Consider the following 17,327-nt stretch of genomic DNA (forward strand, 5'->3'; position numbering starts at 1 on the left):
TTAAGTTAATGTTAGGGAGATTAAAAACAATCTCCCTTTTATTTGTTATATGCCTTATAACAAGTAAAATATGGCAGAACATGAACTAAGCGGATGGAAGAAATGGGTAGAAGAAACCGGCAACCAGGTTAACTTTTTCACCGGCTTTTTCCGAAACGTATTTGCAGGAGGCTTCGAATGGTCGGAGTTTGTGCGCCAATGTTACGAAATAGGCTATAAATCCATCACATTGGTTGGCATTACCTCCTTTATTATGGGTGTGGTGCTTACGTTGCAATCGCGGCCAACATTGGTAAAGTTTGGCGCAAGCAGCATGCTGCCTTTTATGGTATGCGTATCTATTGTGCGCGAGATAGGCCCGGTTATTACCGCCATCATTTGCGCGGGCAAAATATCGTCGGGAATAGGTGCCGAGCTGGGTAGCATGAAGGTAACCGAACAAATTGACGCCATGGATGTATCGGGTGCCAACCCCATGCAATACCTGGTGGTAACCCGCATATTAGCCACTACATTAATGATACCTATACTTACCCTGATGGGGGATGTAATAGGCCTTTTTGGTGGTTACCTTGCTGTAAACCTTGCCGACCATACCAGCTGGTCGTTATACTTTAACAAATGTTTAAGCTCCATCACCTTTGCCGATCTGTTACCCGCTTTTGTTAAAACCATATTTTTTGGTTTCGCGGTTGGTTTTATAGGTTGTTATAAGGGCTATAATTCAAATAATGGTACCGAAAGCGTAGGCCTTGCAGCAAATTCAGCGGTGGTTAGCGCTTCATTATGGATATTCTTTTTAGATGTTGTTGCTGTACAGATCACTCAAATATTTTTCTATTGATTATGGATAAGGTTAAAGAAGATATCGTACCAAAAGCAAAGCGCGGCAAAGCAACTAATGAATTGGTAGTTGAAATGAAAGACGTGCGCAAAACCTTTGGCACAAAAGACATCCTGAAAAAGGTGAGCCTTACGGTAAAGCGCGGCGAAAACCTGGTTATACTTGGTCGCTCGGGCCAGGGTAAATCGGTTACCATCAAATGTATTGTGGGTATGCTTACGCAGGATGAAGGCACAGTAAAGGTATTTGGCGATGAGGTATCCGAAATGGATGAGAAGGAACTGAAAGAACTACGTGTTAAAATAGGTTTCCTGTTTCAAAGCGGCGCTTTATACGATTCGATGAGCGTACGCGAGAACCTGGAATTTCCGCTCACAAGAGTATTAAAAATAGACGAACAGAGCGAACTCGACCAACGTGTTGAAGAGGTGTTGGATGCAGTAGGGCTGAAGGATGCGATAGACAAAATGCCGTCTGACCTGTCAGGCGGTATGCGCAAGCGTGTGGGCCTTGCCCGGACGCTGATTGTAAAACCTGAGATCATACTATATGATGAGCCCACAACAGGCCTGGACCCCATTACATCAAGAGAGATAAGCGAATTGATACTGCAGATGCAGGAAAAATATAAAACGTCATCAATCATTATTACCCACGATATGGAATGCGCGCGCATAACCGCCGACCGCCTTATTGTACTGAACGACGGGGAGTTTGTAGAAGAGGGAACATACGAAGAGCTCGAAAACTCAAAAACAGAATTTGTAAGATCATTTTTTAAATAAGAACAACCATGAGAACCACTACAGGACAAAAATTAAAAATAGGGATATTTACCATCATAGGTATTGTTATCCTGTTTGTCGCGATATTTTTAATAGGCAGCCAGAAAAACCTGTTTAGCTCTACATACAACCTGCACGGCACTTTTAAAAACGTAGGCGGCTTAATGGTTGGCAACAATGTTCGCCTTGCAGGGATAAACGTTGGTGTAGTAAGCAGCGTTGAGCTGATAACCGATTCAACAGCGCGTGTTGATGTAACATTGAACAGCAAATATCAAAAGTTTATTAAAACCGATGCACGTCTTGCCATTGGAAGCGATGGCTTTATTGGTGATAAACTAATAAATATTTCACCGGGAGGTGTATCATCCCAACAAGTAGCGCAGGATAATGCACAACTGAAAACGGTACCTCCATTTGATACTGATAAATTGATAGGGCGTGCCACCAAAATCATTGAAAACGCGTCGGAATTAACCGGCGACTTATCTGAGATAGTAGCCAAGATCAACAATGGCAAAGGCAGTATTGGCCGCTTGCTGAATAACGATAAGATGGCTAAGGATATGGAGAATACGGTTAAAGAAGCAAAAAGTACCATGAAATCTGTTAAAACAACCATTGGTACAGCAAACGAAGATCTGAAAGCTGCTCAAAATAACTTCCTGCTGAAAGGCTACTTTAAAAAGAAAGAAAAAGCAGCTAAAGCAAAACAGGATTCGATCAAAAAAGCCAATACACCACCGGATACCACCAAGAAAAAACGTAAAGGCTTTTTAGGATTGGGAGGTAAAGGAGAATAATTTACTGCGTACTGATCACTAAGGTATTAGACGGGTAGCTTTCGTTCTTTAACCTGTCAATAGCGGTAACAACATACCGGTAGGTCTTGCCCCGGTCAATATCATCGTCCTCAAAACTGGTTGTAGCATCATACTGAATGTGCAGTATGTTTTTAGGGTCGTCGAGCGATACTTTTTCATCGCCTGTAAAGCGGTAAATAACATAACCATACACAGGCTCTTTATCTTTGGCCAATAAAGGTGTTTTCCACATTAGGGTAACAGCGCGTGCGCCTGCTTTATAAGTCAGCTCCAGGGGCTTGTTTGGGGCTACAGAATCAAGCCAAAGCATGGGTGGCGGCAGGGCCGGGTAAAGGTAATAATCATCGGTAAGCGAATCGGTAACACCCAAAGGGTTATTCATTAATGAGCGCGAACTGAAATAAACACTACCCTGCACGCGCGGGTTTTTGCGCAATAGTTTTACCTGGTTGGGTACTTGTGCCGGGTTTTTAAAAGCAATATTCCCTCGCTCGTTTACACGGTACGCAGCCTGGCCAATGTACAGGTGTCTATCATAAGTGTTCAGGCTCCACCAATCTAAAAGTTTATCAAAAGCGGCGGCGCCGTTGCCAATTTGCCAGTATAGCTGCGGGTTAATATAATCAACCCAACCATTTTTTACCCATTTACGGCTATCGGCATATAATTCATAAAAAGAATCGCCGCCATGTGTATCAGAACCTTCCGGGTCGCGGCCCCTGTTTTTCCATATCCCGAAAGGGCTGATGCCAAATTTCATACGGGGTTTATGCTTATGTATACTGTCGGTCAGCATTTTAATAAGCAGGTCAACGTTATTTCGGCGCCAGTCTTCAATATTAACTATGCCGTTATTGTATTTAGTAAACGTTTCGGTATCCTTTATTTTTTGACCGGCTATTTGGTAGGGATAAAAATAGTCGTCCATGTGTACGCCATCAATATCATAGTTATCAACTACATCTAAAACCACTTTAACAATATACTCGCGTACTTCGGGTAAACCAGGGTTAAACAATTTTGTACCGCCATAAGTTAAAAACCATTCAGGCCGCAGGCGGGTAATATGGTTAGGGCTCAGGTTGGTTTCGTTAGGGCTCATGGTTGCACGGTAGGGGTTAAACCAGGCATGCAGTTCCATACCGCGTTTGTGCGCTTCTTTTACAGCAAGTTCCAACGGGTCGAAAAGCGGGTTCGGTGCTACGCCTTGTTTGCCTGTTAACCACTGTGACCATGGCTCGCGGCTTTTGGCATATAAAGCATCAGCAGCGGGCCTTATCTGGAAAATAATAGCATTGATACCCACATGTTGATGGAAATCCAGAATATCGATCAGTTCTTTTTTTTGTGTATCTGACGGGGCGCGAGGGTTGCTGGGCCAGTCAATATTGGTTACCGTTGCCAGCCATACCCCCCTGAACTCTCTTTTAGGCGCGGTGCTTACCTGTGCCAATGTGCTGTTTAGCGTAATAAAAAAAAGAAAGGTAAGGAGAAAACGTTTTTTTAATACAGGCATCCAGGTATAATTTGTTGCAAAGATATTAAACAACATTAAAGCCCGTTTATTATTAACATGGGTGTTTTTAAACATACTAACATCCCCCAAAAAACCTAAAACAAAAACGGGCTTTATTTGCTTTAACTTGAATATTGTATGCGCTATTTAATAAAATGTTACACCATGTAGTTATATTTTGTCGGTTTAAAGTCAAAAAAACGATATATTTAGAGCGCTATTGTTTTGAAAACCGACAGATCAACACATTATAAACTAACCCTAGCCGTTTAATATTTAGCCAAATTAATTAATCACGCACCTATGGAAAGCCAAACCCCAAAGAAAAATTCGAACGTTATTTACTTTTTAATAGTCGTTATTTTAGCATTGATAGGAACTGATATTTACTTGTTCCTGAAGAAGAAACAAACCGAAAACGTTGTTACTGTACAAAGTGATCAGAAAACACGGCTGCAATCAGAATTAGATAGTCTTGAACTGCAAATTGAGCAGGTAAATGCCGGTAAAACCAGAATGACTGCCGATATGCAGGCAAAAAACGACTCGCTTAAAGTAAAAATAAGAGAGTTAAGGATACAGCTGGATAAAGGAAAACTTACCCTTGCCGAATTGAACAAAGCACAGGAAGACGTAAAACAACTGCGCTACTTTGTTACCAAATACACTGCTGATATTGATGAGTTGAAAAAGAAGAATGATGACCTTACAGTAGAAAGGGATACATTAAAAACCAACCTGAGCACTGTAAAAGAAAAAGCAACCACACTGCAAAAAGAAAACGAAAACCTGTCGTCAAAAGTGCAGATAGCATCTGCATTAAAAATAGGCAGTATGAATATCAAATCGTTTAAAGTTAAAGATAACGGAAAGGAATCTGATAATGACCGTGCGGCGGTTGTTAAAAAGCTGAAGATAGAATTTACCATAGCCAGCAACCCAATTGCCGATAAACGTTTGCATGATATTTTTGTTAGAGTTATTGATCCTACGGGCAACCTTATCACGTCTACAGAATCGGCAACATTCCAGGTGGATGGTCAGGACTTGCAATATACTTACAAAGCGCCTATAGATTTTAAGGATGACGGAAGCGGCTTTACCATTGATTGGATAAACCCTAACAAGTTTCAAAAAGGGGCATATACCATATTGCTTTATGCCGATGGTTACTCGATGGGCAAATCAACCATAACGCTTAAATAGAAAAACGATAATATTATATTTAAGGGCGATGATAAATTCATCGCCCTTTTTTATTTTATGTGAGAATGACTATAAAGTTAACCGGAGTAAATTACTCTCCGGCCTGGGGGAAGGTTAGGTAAAAGATAGTCCCTTCGTTAAGGATAGTATCGAAAGAGATACTGCCACCGGCGTAAGTGATGGCATTTTTTACAAGTGCAAGGCCAAGGCCGGTTCCTGAGCTTTTTGTGGTAAAGTTGGGTACAAATATGCGCTCGCGCAATGGTTCGGGGATACCATTTCCATTGTCTTTAACCTGTATGTATATTTCTTCGCCGGGTTTAATGGTATAGGTTATTTCAACAAGTCCTTTCCTTTCGGGAGGGATAGCCTCAATGGAATTTTTAAGCAGGTTGTTAAACGAGCGCAATATCTGGTCTTTGTCTGCCGAAATATAAAAAGGAGTTCCTGAGGGCGTGTACAAAATTTCAAAATCTTCAGTCTGTTTAAAAATATTTACTGCCTGTGATATGATCTCGAAAATATCTACCCGCTGTATCTGTGTTTCGGGCATTTTTGCAAAGTTTGAAAACTCGGATGCAATACGCGAAAGGCTATCAATCTGCTCAACAAATGATTTGCTGAACCGCTCAAACTTCTGATCAAATTTAGGGTCTTTATCTTTCCAGGCTTTTTCTAATAGCTGCAAGCCAAGCTTAAGCGGCGTAAGCGGGTTTTTTATTTCGTGCGCTACCTGTTTGGCCATTTCGCGCCAGGCATTTTCGCGCTCAGATTGTGCAAGTTTGCTGGCACTATCTTCAAGGGCGGCTATCATGTTATTGTACTCCTTTATCAGCGAGCCGATCTCGTCGTTATGTTGCCATTTTATGGGTTCGTTTTTGCGACCATAAATAGTTTTGCTCAAGCTTTGCTGAATGAGGGCCAATGGCGTTGTTATTTGCCTTGCAACAGCTACAGCAAATAAACCGATTGCCACAAATACAAGCGCGTAAACGTTGATCATGGTATTTAAAAACGCACCAATATGCTCTTTATACTCTGTTTCGTTAGAAAAGTATGGAAGCTGCAGGTATCCGGTGATCGCTTTTTTTGAATCGCGTATGGGGGCGTATGCCGCTTTGTAATTAAGTAGGCCAATTAATTCGGGATTAATAAAGCCCGATTTTTGCAGCCTGTGCAAATAAATGTATGCCATGGCGTTCATCCGGGGGGCAATCAGCCCGGCTTCATACAGTTTGGGCTGCGTAGTAATGATCTCTTTTCCATTAACATCATAAAAGGTAAGATCGGCAGAGTAGGTATCGGCAAAAGAGTTAAACGCAAGAGTTGTTTCTTCATCGGCAACAATATTTTCCCTGTCAAACCCGCTCTTTTCAAAAGCGGTGGCTATTCGTGTTATTTTATCACGAATGTTGTCATCCTGCTGGTTGAGGTATTGGTTACGTACTGATATAAAGGTGAGTATACCAATAATTATCAGGGTAACTACCACTGCAAATACCATGGATAGCTGTATACGGGTGCGATAAAGCACCTTATCAAAATTATACCAAAAGCCCCATTTTAAAGGTTTAAGTACGTTAACATTTTTAAGAATATTCCATGCATTTCGTGTCCCTGTCACTAATAAGGTAAATAATACAAATACCAGAAAGAAAAACGTAAGTGATGTAATACCTGTAAATACTTTATCCTCCTCGCGGCTTACTACAATAAGCTCCCGCTCCCTTGGCTGGTATATCAAATGCGAATACACAAGGCCATTGTTGTCTGTGCTGTTTTCGTGAGTGGTTTGATATATGTATTGCTTTAATTTACCCTCAAACTCATAATTTACTAAGCTGTAAATATATTTCCCGCTTTGGTTAAGCAGTTTCCCATCCCTGTAATAGGCATATGAGTAACCTTTAAAGCTACTACTTTGATTTTGCCCCCCCTCTATCAATAATTCAGGAAAAGGCTCCGTACTTTTTGCCTGCTTGGCCTGCAGGTCGATCACCATGGTACCGGTTTTTTCGTTTTTATCGCTGATGGGTATAATGGCAAAATAACGCTGTATGCCAAAAGAATCGGTAGCTTTATAAAAGTAGCGGGTATTAGTTATTTTGGTTGCCGAGTAAAGCACCATGCTCTTAAAATCATTTAGTACATAATTATTATTGTTTGAGAGCGGTGCATCCGAAGCATCGTATTCATATGTAGTAAAATCGTATTTTGACAGGTATCCATCATAGTACAATTTTTTGAACCTGTTTTTTAGGAAGTTGTGATTGCGCGACGCGTTGTTGAAATAACGCGGCAAAAAGGCATCGGTTACAATTTTTCCTTCAATTTCGCCAAATAGTTTTTCGGCAGGTACATCGTCGGCTGCCTCTAACTGGTGAACAATATGCTTGCGGACCTCTTTTTCTTTAACCGACTCAAACGTATAAAGCTTTACTGATGATATGCAGGCGCAAATAATGATGATGGCAATAAAAGCAAGCGGATCGTATTTACCTTTTAAATAATATACTGTATACCCTATTATGATAACGATAAGCGACCATAGAAGATAAAAACAGGAGTAATCTTTTTGTATAACATCTGCAACGGTAGCTAATAAAATTGCAGAGAATAACACATACAGCTTCTGAGTATGGTTAATATTGAGTTTTAATGTAATGGCAATACAGGTTTCGGCCAACAGAACAAAAATGAAGAAGCCAAAACACAAGGTTAATATTGCAATTACGCCAAACTGGCTCAAATTAAGTACGTTGTTTACATCAAGGTTTATTTTTGAATCAATGATCTGGCTGGCCGCTATTGACAATAAAAAGTATGATACCAAAACAAGAAATAAAGCACAGGCAATGCAAATTACAAGGCTGGCAGATTTACCTCGTACTTGTTGTATAATTTTAAACCTGTTGTAGTGCACATATACAGTAAGCCAGGTAAGTAATATGGTATTGATAACAAGATCGCCCTGGCTTGGAAAAAGCCAACCCCGATTATATAAATAAGGCTTAAAAAGGCCTATACCCGAATATATTTCGGGCCAGTGATAGTAAAGGCCAATAAACCGGATACATACAATAAAACCACCAATAATAAAAAACGATAATACAACCCGGCCTTTGTTATTGAAATATTGGGCAAGATTGTGCGTAAGCACACACAACAATAACATGCCTGATAGCCAGAGTAATATCTGTATGTTTTGAAACAGGTGATTAGGTTCGTTTGCTTTTAATTTTACCGAAAACAAGTATTGCCTGTCAATAGTATGTATGCTGTAAATTTTGTGGTCGGTAAAATCGGCTATTTCAATATTGTTGTCCTGTAGCAGATTGGGGGCAAATACATTTTTAAGGTAAGGATTTTGGTACGAGTAATTGTTTTTTATCGGGATGTAAAAAACAAAGCAAAAAGCACCGTCGGTTTTTTTAATTACCTCATAATAACCATTGCTCTCTTTTAAAAAAGAACTGCCATCTTTAATATTTATTGCCGAATTAGGGAGTACCCTGATGCCGTTCCAATAAATTAAACGACCGCTTTCAAATACAGAAAGGTATATCCTGTCGTTTTTTGCAAGTCTGACCAGGCTTAGGGCGTATTGCTCATCATTATCAATATTCTTTAATTTGAATATTGATGTTTTACTGGTAATAAGCTCTTTTACCAGCTCTTCTTTTTGCTGAAGGTTGGTTTCAAGCGTTTTGGCGCTGCTTTCGAGATTGTTGGCCGGACTAAAGGTTTGTTTTGCAATAATAGCCGTTAAAAACAAGCCAAGGCAGATAAGTCCAAGTAACCAACGAATTTTAGTGGCAGCGGTCAAATTGTATGTTTTTTAAAATGTACTATCAATACAAACAAAAGGGCGCAGTGTTTTGACCGTGCAAAACTATATCGTGGCGCTTGCCGTTGGTATTGCGCGATCAACCTTTTTTACCAGGCCCTGCAATACGTTACCCGGGCCAACCTCGGTAAACGATGTTACGCCATCCTGCAACATGCGTTGCATAGTTTGTGTCCATTTAACTGGGCCGGTTAGCTGTGCAACCAGGTTAGCTTTAATAGTTGCGGGATCAGTATACGGTTTGGCATCAATGTTTTGATAAACCGGGCAAACCGGGCTCTTAATTTCGGTAGCAACAATAGCGGCTTCCAGTTCAACACGGGCAACCTCCATTAACGGTGAGTGGAACGCGCCGCCCACATTTAGCTTTAAAGCACGTTTAGCGCCAGCGGCTAATAATAATTCACAGGCGTGGTCAACTCCGGCAATAGTGCCCGATATAACTAATTGCCCCGGGCAGTTATAATTTGCCGGTACCACCACATCGCTTACGCGCTTACAAATATCCTCAACAGTAAAATCATCCAATCCTAAAATAGCTGCCATGGTTGATGGCTGTACCTCGCAGGCTTTTTGCATGGCGTTGGCACGTGCGGCAACCAAGCGTAACCCATCCTCAAAAGATAGCGCACCGGCCGAAACCAGGGCCGAAAACTCACCCAGCGAATGGCCTGCAACCATTTCGGGCTGAAAGCTATCCCCTAAAGCTTTAGCTAATATTACCGAGTGTAAAAATATAGCCGGTTGGGTAACATTGGTTTGTTTCAGGTCTTCGTCGGTACCGTTAAACATGATATCGGTAATGCGGAAACCTAAAATATCATTGGCCTTTTCAAAAAGGTCTTTTGCTGATTCAGAGTTTTCGTAAAGTTCTTTACCCATGCCTACAAACTGGGCGCCTTGTCCGGGGAATACGTATGCTTTCAATGTTGGTTTATTTAGTTGATTAGGTTTATTATGTTGTCCAAGCGCCAAAAAAAGCTTTTTGCTTTTTACCTTTAAAGCTTTTAGCTCAATTTAGATGATATCAAATGTAAAAATTCCGCACGGGTTTTTTCCAGTAAAAACGCGCCCGTAAATGCCGATGTTGTGGTAACCGAGTTTTGTTTTTGCACACCGCGCATGCTCATGCATAAATGGCGGCACTCAATAACAACAGCAACGCCTAAGGGTTGCAATGTTTCCTGTATGCAATCGCGTATCTGGTTAGTTAAACGCTCCTGTACCTGTAAGCGGCGTGCGAAGGCATCAACCACGCGTGGTATTTTGCTCAGGCCAACAACCTGCCCGTTTGGAATATAGGCTACGTGCGCTTTACCAAAAAACGGGATCATGTGGTGTTCGCACATCGAGTAAACCTCAATGTCTTTTACCACCACCATCTGGCTGTACTCTTCCTTAAACATAGCCGATTTTAATATTTCTTCGGGATTAAGATCGTATCCGTGGGTAAGGTAAAGCAATGATTTTGCCACACGCTCCGGTGTTTTAAGCAGCCCTTCGCGATTAGCATCTTCGCCCAAGGCTCCTAAAATATTGGTGTAGCTATGAGCAATGGTGTTGATCAGCCCTTCGTTATAACGGTCAATTTTCAGATAGCCATCCAATTCATCATCGTCGGCATCGTGGTTGTGGTGATTGCTCATATTGGTTTAGTCGCCAAAATACTCGGCACTATTGTTTTCGGTTTCGTATAGTTTAACAGAGTGTAAAAAAACCCCATCAAAAGCTTCAATGGGCGCTTTTAACTGGTTGAATATTTCTATGCAAAGCAATTCGGTAGAGGCCATTTTCCCTTTCATAAAGGGTACATCAAGGTTAATGTTCTTATGGTCCAGCTTTTCAATAACGTGTTCGTTAATGATTATTTTAAGCTCTTTAAGGTCCATTAAGTAACCGGTGGCATGTGTTACCTGGCCCTTTACGGTTACAAACAGGTTGTAATTGTGCCCATGCCAGTTGGGGTTAGCGCACTTGCCAAAAACCTCGTTGTTTTTTTCGGGGCTCCATTCATCGCGGTACATTTTGTGTGCCGCGTTAAAATGTTCTTTACGTGTAATGTAGATCATCATGGTTTTGCTGCTGCAAATATATAAAACAAAAAACGGCTAATAGTTTTATCTTAGTGCGCAAATGGCCAGGCAAATATTAATTGTTGCTGCTACCGAAGCAGAAATTGCACCCTTACTCCATCATTTTGCGAATGAAAAGCCTTTTGATGTGCTCATTACAGGCGTTGGCATGGTTGCTACAGCCTTTGCCCTGGGCAGTCAGGTCAATGTAAAAAAGTATGATCTGGCTATTAACCTGGGCATAGCCGGTAGTTTTGACCGTTCGATAGCTTTGGGTGATGTGGTTGAAGTGATAGCCGATGAGCTATCAGAGTTAGGGGCCGAAAGCGACGAAATGTTTATCCCGATAGCGCAACTCGGTTTCGGCGAAAGCCGGTATATGGCTGGCTCGGCATTGCGTTATCATACCCAAACATTGAAGTTGAAAACCGTAAGTGCCATTACCGTAAATACGGTCCACGGCAACGAAGCTTCGATAGAAAAGGTAGCCCTGCGTTTAGCACCACAGTTGGAAAGTATGGAAGGTGCCGCCTTTTTTTATAGCTGCGAAAAGACCGGCGTGAAGGGGATACAGATCAGGGCTGTGTCAAATTACGTGGAAAAACGTAACCGCGATAACTGGCAGATAGGGCTGGCTATTAAAAATCTGAATAGCTTTGCGATAAGTTTGCTGGAAGAGCTAACATCCGGCAGGTAATAAACACATTCCCGACCATGAAACTTACCCTCGGCTTTTCGCCATGCCCTAACGATACCTTTATTTTCGACGCGCTCATCCATCATAAAATTGATACCGAAGGTTTAGATTTTGAAGTGTTTTTTGATGATGTGGAAACACTGAACCAAAAAGCCATGCAGGGTGTGTTGGATATTACCAAACTGAGCTACCATGCCTTTGCTTATGTTATCGATAAATACGTATTGCTGGATGCCGGTAGCGCATTGGGTTTTGGTGTTGGGCCGTTGCTGATTTCGAATTTCGCGATTTCAATTTCGGATCTGCAGGAAAAATCAATGCAGTATAAGATTGGCATACCGGGTAAATACACTACAGCAAATTTTCTGTTGGGATTAGCTTTCCCGGAGGCGAAGAACAAACAGGAAATGGTATTTTCAGAAATTGAAAATGCTTTATTGGATGGAAAAATAGATATAGGCCTCATCATTCACGAAAACCGGTTTACCTACCAGGATAAAGGGCTGCATAAAATATTGGATCTTGGCGATTATTGGGAAAGGCAAACCGGTTGTGCCATACCCCTTGGCGGTATTGTGATTAACCGCCGCCTGCCTTTGGATGTTCAGCTAAAAGTAAACAGATGTATTCGCCGCTCCGTAGAGTTTGCCTTCGCGAACCCGAAATCGGGATTGGCGTTTATCCGCGAGCACTCGCAGGAAATGAGCGAGGAGGTAATGTATAAACACATTGATCTGTATGTAAATAAATACTCGGTTGATCTGGGTGCCGAAGGCCGAAAGGCCATTACATTATTATTTGACAAGGCGCTGGAGAAAGAGATCATCCCACCCATAAAAGAAGAGATATTTCTTAGCCCCCTAACCCCCTGAAGTGGGGAACTGATAGGCGGTGTTAAAAAGATGTGATTAGTATAAAAAAATGAAGTTGCGGTAACCAGCCGCAACTTCGCCAAATTAAACTAATACTAAATTGTTGCCGTAAAGAAGGTAGGTGTTCTGTTGCGGCTTCATTATGAGATGAGTACGTTTGACAGTGTTGGGTTTAAAAGGTTTAATAAAAAAAAGAAATATTTTGCCCCATGATATTCCGGCTTGATGAACGCTTGATTTTTCCGAACCCGGCTTTGGCCGAAGATGACGGATTGCTGGCCGTTGGCGGCGATCTATCTCCCGAAAGGTTACAGTTAGCGTATCAAAACGGAATATTTCCGTGGTATAGTGATGATACCCCTGTTTTATGGTACTCGCCACACGAGCGCTTTGTCTTATATCCCGAAGAGTTACGGATCTCAAAAAGCATGAAACAGGTAATGCGTTCGGGCCAATTTAAAATAACATTTAACCGGAATTTTGCAGGCGTAATACAAGCCTGCGCCATTACAGAGCGCACCGACCAGGATGGCACATGGATAACCGGGGACATGCAGCAAGCCTATATCAAGCTGCATAAAATGGGGATGGCGCATTCGGTTGAGGCTTGGTTTAATGATGAATTGGTGGGTGGGCTATATGGTATTGAGGTGGGCACTGTTTTTTGTGGCGAAAGTATGTTTAGCCATAAAAGTAATGCATCAAAACTCGCGCTGATAAGCCTTTGCCAAACCGGAAAATACAGATTGATAGATTGCCAGGTACATACCGATCATCTCGCGTCGTTAGGCGCGAAGATGATCGGAAGGGATGAATACCTGTCAATGTTAAAAAGCGTTGAATAAATTATGTTCAAGCCTGATGAGGTATGTGGTGTTCGATGTCCGGCTCAGGTTACCGCTTAGTTGTGTTTGATAACTCAGATCTAATCGGGTGGTGCTGTTAAAAATGAATTGCACAGCTGGAGCAATATCAATCAGGCTACCTTTGTTATCTAAACTTGATTTGCCTAAAAACTCCACATATAAATTCACGTTGGTTTGTTTGTAATCAGTATACGTTTTAGGCAGTAATAAATAACCTGCCGAAAAGCTATAATCTAACTGGTTGCGGCTTATTGCGGCCGGAACAGGGTTTGAAATATTATTTAAACTATGAACGGCATTTGCCGTTGCCGAAAGTGCCAGTTTATGCAATAGCTGTGTAACCACCAGGCCGCCCGAATAGCCGGAATTATCGCCCTGCAAATTTATAGAGTTATAACTAACCGGGTTGTTAATAAGGGATACACGCCCGGTGCCTGCAATACGAAAATGGGCCCGGGGCTGGTCCAGAGCTAAAAAGCGGTATTTGGCATAAATGCTCGCGCCCTCAAAATTTAAGGCTGGCTGGTAAAGCGATGAGGCATACAAATTAGCATGCACCATCAGGTTTTTTGAAAACCCAAACATTACTTCGGGATTTAACCTCAGGCCCGCGCGGTTATCTGCCAGGGGCTGCAACTCGGTGTTTAACCTTATACCAATGGCTTTTGTTGCCATATTGCTTGCGGGTTCGGTATTTACATATAGCTCCTGTGCATAAAGTTTACCCGATAATAGTATCAGGCAAACTAAAAATTTTATATACTTCATATAACTTACGATACGATAACATGGTAAACACGTTGTTTTTTGTCATTTATCCCCGATGTGTATGCCGGGTCTTTTACCTGCTGGGTGTATTTTTTGAAAGTAGCCGGGGAAACAAAATCTTTATCTACAATTTGTAGCCGTACGTCGCCATTTAATGTTTTGGCCGGAGGGGCAGCCAGTTGGTATATTGATCCATTATAAGTAAAACGTGAATCGGTAACTGCGGCGCCGTTAAAATTATATACCGCGATAAGCGTACTTACCGAAAAGCCCGCCGCTTTTACTTTTTGCTTTATGGCATCAAGATTAACAGCTTTGTCTGCCTTAAACGTAATGTAAAATATGTTTTTGTTAAGGTCGGGTTTTATCTGACCTACAAAATCGAGTGTGTTTAGTGCCTTTTGTGTAGATAACGAACACATAGAGCAGGTTAGGCCGCTCACTTCTAATTCGGCTTTTATAAATTGTGCTTTTGCTTGCGCGATAGTGGCGACAAGGGCAAAAAATATGATGAAATTTTTCATGTTAATTTGGGATAATGTTATTTGGTAACAGGTTTTAATGTTTCAGTTATTTTACCGCAATCGGCCATTTCTGCCCCGTAGTATGGGTTTTTAATGTCTTGGGTTTCGCTTAGCCAATATGCCTTTTTCATAGGGCAATACTGCTGATAAATGGTAGTGCTGTTAACCTTCAATGCCTTAACTACAGTGAACATATTGTTAGACAGGCTTGCAAAATGTTCGCGTTGGTGTCCAATGGCATTGGTTTCGCTAATGTGGCGGCTATCGAACTGTAATTTATCTGCATACTTTGCCCAGATAGTTTTTTGATCTTGCGACATTGCTTTAACAGGAAATCCGGCTATTACGGTATAAAGCACTTTAGCCTTAGCTTGGGTAGCATTTCCATCACCGGAGAACAGGGTGTTTTTCACATCAAGATAGTCGCTGATAATTTTATTGATCGCGCTATTGGTATTTTGAGCTTTTACCTGGCTGAATTGTATTAATGTAATTATAGCCAGAAGAGTTATTTTAAAGGTTTTCATGTTTTTTTGATTTTATTATTGAATATTACATTTTCATTAACCGGGGGTATATCCTGATAAATACCTCGCCACCTATGGGGTTTTTGCCGTAAAGGCTGTTCAACCGGTCGTCGACACTGTAATAAGTTAACTGTGCACCAATGGCGGTTTTAAACTGGCCGATATTGATGAGCGTTTTATTGAGCCCCAATGTAATGGCATTAACCGGGAAAGCAGTATGCCCGCCGTAAGGTAATGGGTTTAAATTTAGCTCTTCGGTTGATTTTTGAACAAATTCGTACCGGGTGTAAAAAGTAGCTGTTTTAATATTCAGATCGCCTTCCAGCAATACAGCGTGCTCTGCATTGTGGCCTTCAGATTTATTCATCCCCCAAACTGCCGATGCATTAAAATACTTGCCATCGCCGAAAGGTAAAGCATAAATTGCAGATGCCGTGCTACGGTTGATATCCTCGGCCGGGTTAAGTGACTCAGGGCTTTTGATAAAGCCATGTGATACCTGCAGGGCCCAATTTTTTGACGGGTTAAAGTTTAACCTTGCGCTCCACGAATCAAAACGTGGCTTATCAAAATTGTAACGGTTCTCATCAGGCTCGCGGCCGGTAAAGGAGGATGCCTCTATCTTAAAATTATAAAACCGGTACCCAATGGTGGCTACACCAAAGGTAATATGTGTAGCATCGGCCCAATGGTGGCTGATGGGTGCATCGGGGTTAGAGAATGCCGATGGGCGGTGCATAAATGTTACAGGGCCCAAAGCAGGCTCTCCGGGGTAGCCTATATAAATGCTGAGATCGCTGTTTTTAGATAGCGCGTAGGCATAGCTGGCCGAAAGTTCGTCGAACAGATCATGCGGGTGCTGGCGATCAACCAAAGGCAGGCCATTCCAGCTTTCGCCGGATTGAAAAAGCAGCGGATAGCCGTAACCGCCCTCGGTCAACGGGTCGAGCGATATCATCATGTTAATGTGCAAAAGGCCGTTTGCCCCTAATTTATGTTGCGCCATACCCATAAACCAGTTTGGCGCGTCAAATTTTTCGCTACCGCGCGAACCGGAGTTTGATATATCCTGCCGGGTGTAACGCGCCGAAATATTGCCATGCAGCATATAACTCCAGCTTTTGCCCTGAAGCATAATGCCATTCATGGGCGAAGCATCGGGCAGCCAGCCGGTACCCGATCCGTCGCGGTTCATGAGTAGGTTAATGGATTGTGAGCTGGTCATGGTTTTCATATCCATGTGGTGCTCCATGTTCATGCCGTCCATATTCATATCACCCATATCCATGCCATGCATATCATGGTTTTTGGTGGTGTCTTTTTTTACTTTTTGCGCGTTGGTGATGGTAAATGCCATCAACAGCGCGAAAAGAAGAATTACTCTTTTCATTTTAATTGTTTTGAAAACTTAAAAAATTGATGGTAACCGTATTGAAAAATACGGTTATGAGAAAGCCTTAGCTCTCAAAAAATGGAAAGAGGGATCAGATTCGGTAATTACCGAAAGTAAGGTACAAAGGGTTGGCAGCGGCATTGGGCGGCGCTTTGTTGGGGGCGTGTTTAACAATATCCCGGCAGGTAGCAAAAGCGTTGTATTGGATATGATAAACAACCGGCATTACCGCTGCGTATTGTGCGGTAAATGTGTGTGCTGTACTGTTTACATGTTTATCCTTTACAGCGATGTTTACATGCTCTGTTTTGCAGCAAGGCTTATTAATGCGCATTTTGCCACCGGCGCAGGTTTGGGGCGCCCCGAACGATGCCGATGAAAATTGGCCAAAACAGTAATGAAAGTTTACAGTAAAGCCTGTACTTACCGCAAGGTAAAATACAGCCATCCCATAAATTATCATTCTTTTTAACATATCACAAATATAGGGTTAAAACGTTTAAATAGTAAAAACATACTAATTATGATATTGGTCGGACACAATATGTTGATTGCGTGGCTGTAAGGCTGTTTTTTTCGACAATTA

General features: G+C 41.9%; 17 protein-coding genes. 7 read left to right on the top strand and 10 right to left on the bottom strand.

All coding sequences use genetic code 11. From position 1 onward, the window contains the following. Positions 1-70 precede the first annotated feature (70 nt). From KXQ82_RS11865 to KXQ82_RS11875, 3 genes are read left to right on the top strand one after another with little or no spacing between them, the layout of a single operon-like run. Entirely contained in the window at positions 71-844 is a 774-nt protein-coding gene (locus tag KXQ82_RS11865; RefSeq protein WP_219488592.1) for an MlaE family ABC transporter permease, read from the top strand. Between the two features lie 2 nt (positions 845-846). After that, on the top strand, positions 847-1,629 hold the full coding sequence (locus KXQ82_RS11870; RefSeq protein WP_219488593.1) for an ABC transporter ATP-binding protein: 783 nt from the start codon (positions 847-849) through the stop codon (positions 1,627-1,629). An 8-nt stretch (positions 1,630-1,637) separates the two neighbouring features. Then, positions 1,638-2,432: an MlaD family protein gene (locus KXQ82_RS11875; RefSeq protein ID WP_219488594.1), complete on the top strand. Its 795-nt coding sequence runs from the start codon at positions 1,638-1,640 to the stop codon at positions 2,430-2,432. A 1-nt stretch (position 2,433) separates the two neighbouring features. Here the strand turns inward: KXQ82_RS11875 and KXQ82_RS11880 are convergent, their stop codons facing one another. Next, positions 2,434-4,005, bottom strand: coding sequence for a glycoside hydrolase family 10-like protein (locus KXQ82_RS11880; RefSeq protein WP_255563632.1), 1,572 nt, complete (start codon positions 4,003-4,005; stop codon positions 2,434-2,436). Positions 4,006-4,272: 267 nt separating this feature from the next. Here KXQ82_RS11880 and KXQ82_RS11885 point away from each other — a divergent pair, with 267 nt between their 5' ends. Continuing rightward, positions 4,273-5,175 carry a DUF8428 domain-containing protein gene (locus KXQ82_RS11885; RefSeq protein ID WP_219488595.1) on the top strand — a complete coding sequence of 301 codons (903 nt, stop codon included), beginning with the start codon at positions 4,273-4,275 and terminating at the stop codon, positions 5,173-5,175. 91 nt (positions 5,176-5,266) lie between these two features. On the opposite strand, the gene KXQ82_RS11890 is transcribed toward KXQ82_RS11885, so the two are convergent. The 4 genes from KXQ82_RS11890 to KXQ82_RS11905 form a co-directional block, all read right to left on the bottom strand. Continuing rightward, on the bottom strand, positions 5,267-9,001 hold the full coding sequence (locus KXQ82_RS11890) for a sensor histidine kinase (protein WP_219488596.1): 3,735 nt from the start codon (positions 8,999-9,001) through the stop codon (positions 5,267-5,269). A gap of 66 nt (positions 9,002-9,067) precedes the next feature. Further along, positions 9,068-9,949, bottom strand: a complete 882-nt coding sequence (gene fabD / locus KXQ82_RS11895; protein ID WP_219488597.1) for an ACP S-malonyltransferase — start codon at positions 9,947-9,949, stop codon at positions 9,068-9,070. A gap of 80 nt (positions 9,950-10,029) precedes the next feature. Then, positions 10,030-10,668 carry a GTP cyclohydrolase I FolE gene (folE, locus tag KXQ82_RS11900; RefSeq protein ID WP_219488598.1) on the bottom strand — a complete coding sequence of 213 codons (639 nt, stop codon included), beginning with the start codon at positions 10,666-10,668 and terminating at the stop codon, positions 10,030-10,032. A 6-nt stretch (positions 10,669-10,674) separates the two neighbouring features. Further along, on the bottom strand, positions 10,675-11,091 hold the full coding sequence (locus KXQ82_RS11905) for a 6-pyruvoyl trahydropterin synthase family protein (protein WP_219488747.1): 417 nt from the start codon (positions 11,089-11,091) through the stop codon (positions 10,675-10,677). Positions 11,092-11,155: 64 nt separating this feature from the next. Between KXQ82_RS11905 and mqnB the strand changes: the two genes are divergently transcribed. From mqnB to aat, 3 genes are all read left to right on the top strand, one after another. Continuing rightward, complete coding sequence (gene mqnB / locus KXQ82_RS11910; protein ID WP_219488599.1) at positions 11,156-11,791, top strand: futalosine hydrolase; 636 nt, start codon at positions 11,156-11,158, stop codon at positions 11,789-11,791. Between the two features lie 17 nt (positions 11,792-11,808). Next, positions 11,809-12,663: a menaquinone biosynthesis family protein gene (locus KXQ82_RS11915; RefSeq protein WP_219488600.1), complete on the top strand. Its 855-nt coding sequence runs from the start codon at positions 11,809-11,811 to the stop codon at positions 12,661-12,663. Positions 12,664-12,872: 209 nt separating this feature from the next. Further along, positions 12,873-13,508, top strand: a complete 636-nt coding sequence (aat, locus tag KXQ82_RS11920) for a leucyl/phenylalanyl-tRNA--protein transferase (RefSeq protein WP_219488601.1) — start codon at positions 12,873-12,875, stop codon at positions 13,506-13,508. Here aat and KXQ82_RS11925 read toward each other — a convergent pair. The 5 genes from KXQ82_RS11925 to KXQ82_RS11945 form a co-directional block, all read right to left on the bottom strand. After that, entirely contained in the window at positions 13,491-14,297 is an 807-nt protein-coding gene (locus KXQ82_RS11925; protein ID WP_219488602.1) for a hypothetical protein, read from the bottom strand. The genes aat and KXQ82_RS11925 overlap by 18 nt on opposite strands. Positions 14,298-14,302: 5 nt before the next feature. Continuing rightward, complete coding sequence (locus KXQ82_RS11930; protein WP_219488603.1) at positions 14,303-14,821, bottom strand: heavy-metal-associated domain-containing protein; 519 nt, start codon at positions 14,819-14,821, stop codon at positions 14,303-14,305. Positions 14,822-14,838: 17 nt separating this feature from the next. Further along, a complete protein-coding gene (locus KXQ82_RS11935) occupies positions 14,839-15,348 on the bottom strand; it encodes a DUF3347 domain-containing protein (RefSeq protein ID WP_219488604.1) in 510 nt (169 codons plus the stop codon). Positions 15,349-15,373: 25 nt separating this feature from the next. Further along, positions 15,374-16,738, bottom strand: coding sequence for a hypothetical protein (locus tag KXQ82_RS11940; RefSeq protein ID WP_219488605.1), 1,365 nt, complete (start codon positions 16,736-16,738; stop codon positions 15,374-15,376). A gap of 94 nt (positions 16,739-16,832) precedes the next feature. Continuing rightward, positions 16,833-17,216, bottom strand: a complete 384-nt coding sequence (locus KXQ82_RS11945; protein ID WP_219488606.1) for an HYC_CC_PP family protein — start codon at positions 17,214-17,216, stop codon at positions 16,833-16,835. Positions 17,217-17,327: the final 111 nt, after the last annotated feature.

It is taken from the genome of Mucilaginibacter rivuli, from assembly GCF_019391655.1.
GTDB lineage: Bacteria > Bacteroidota > Bacteroidia > Sphingobacteriales > Sphingobacteriaceae > Mucilaginibacter > Mucilaginibacter rivuli.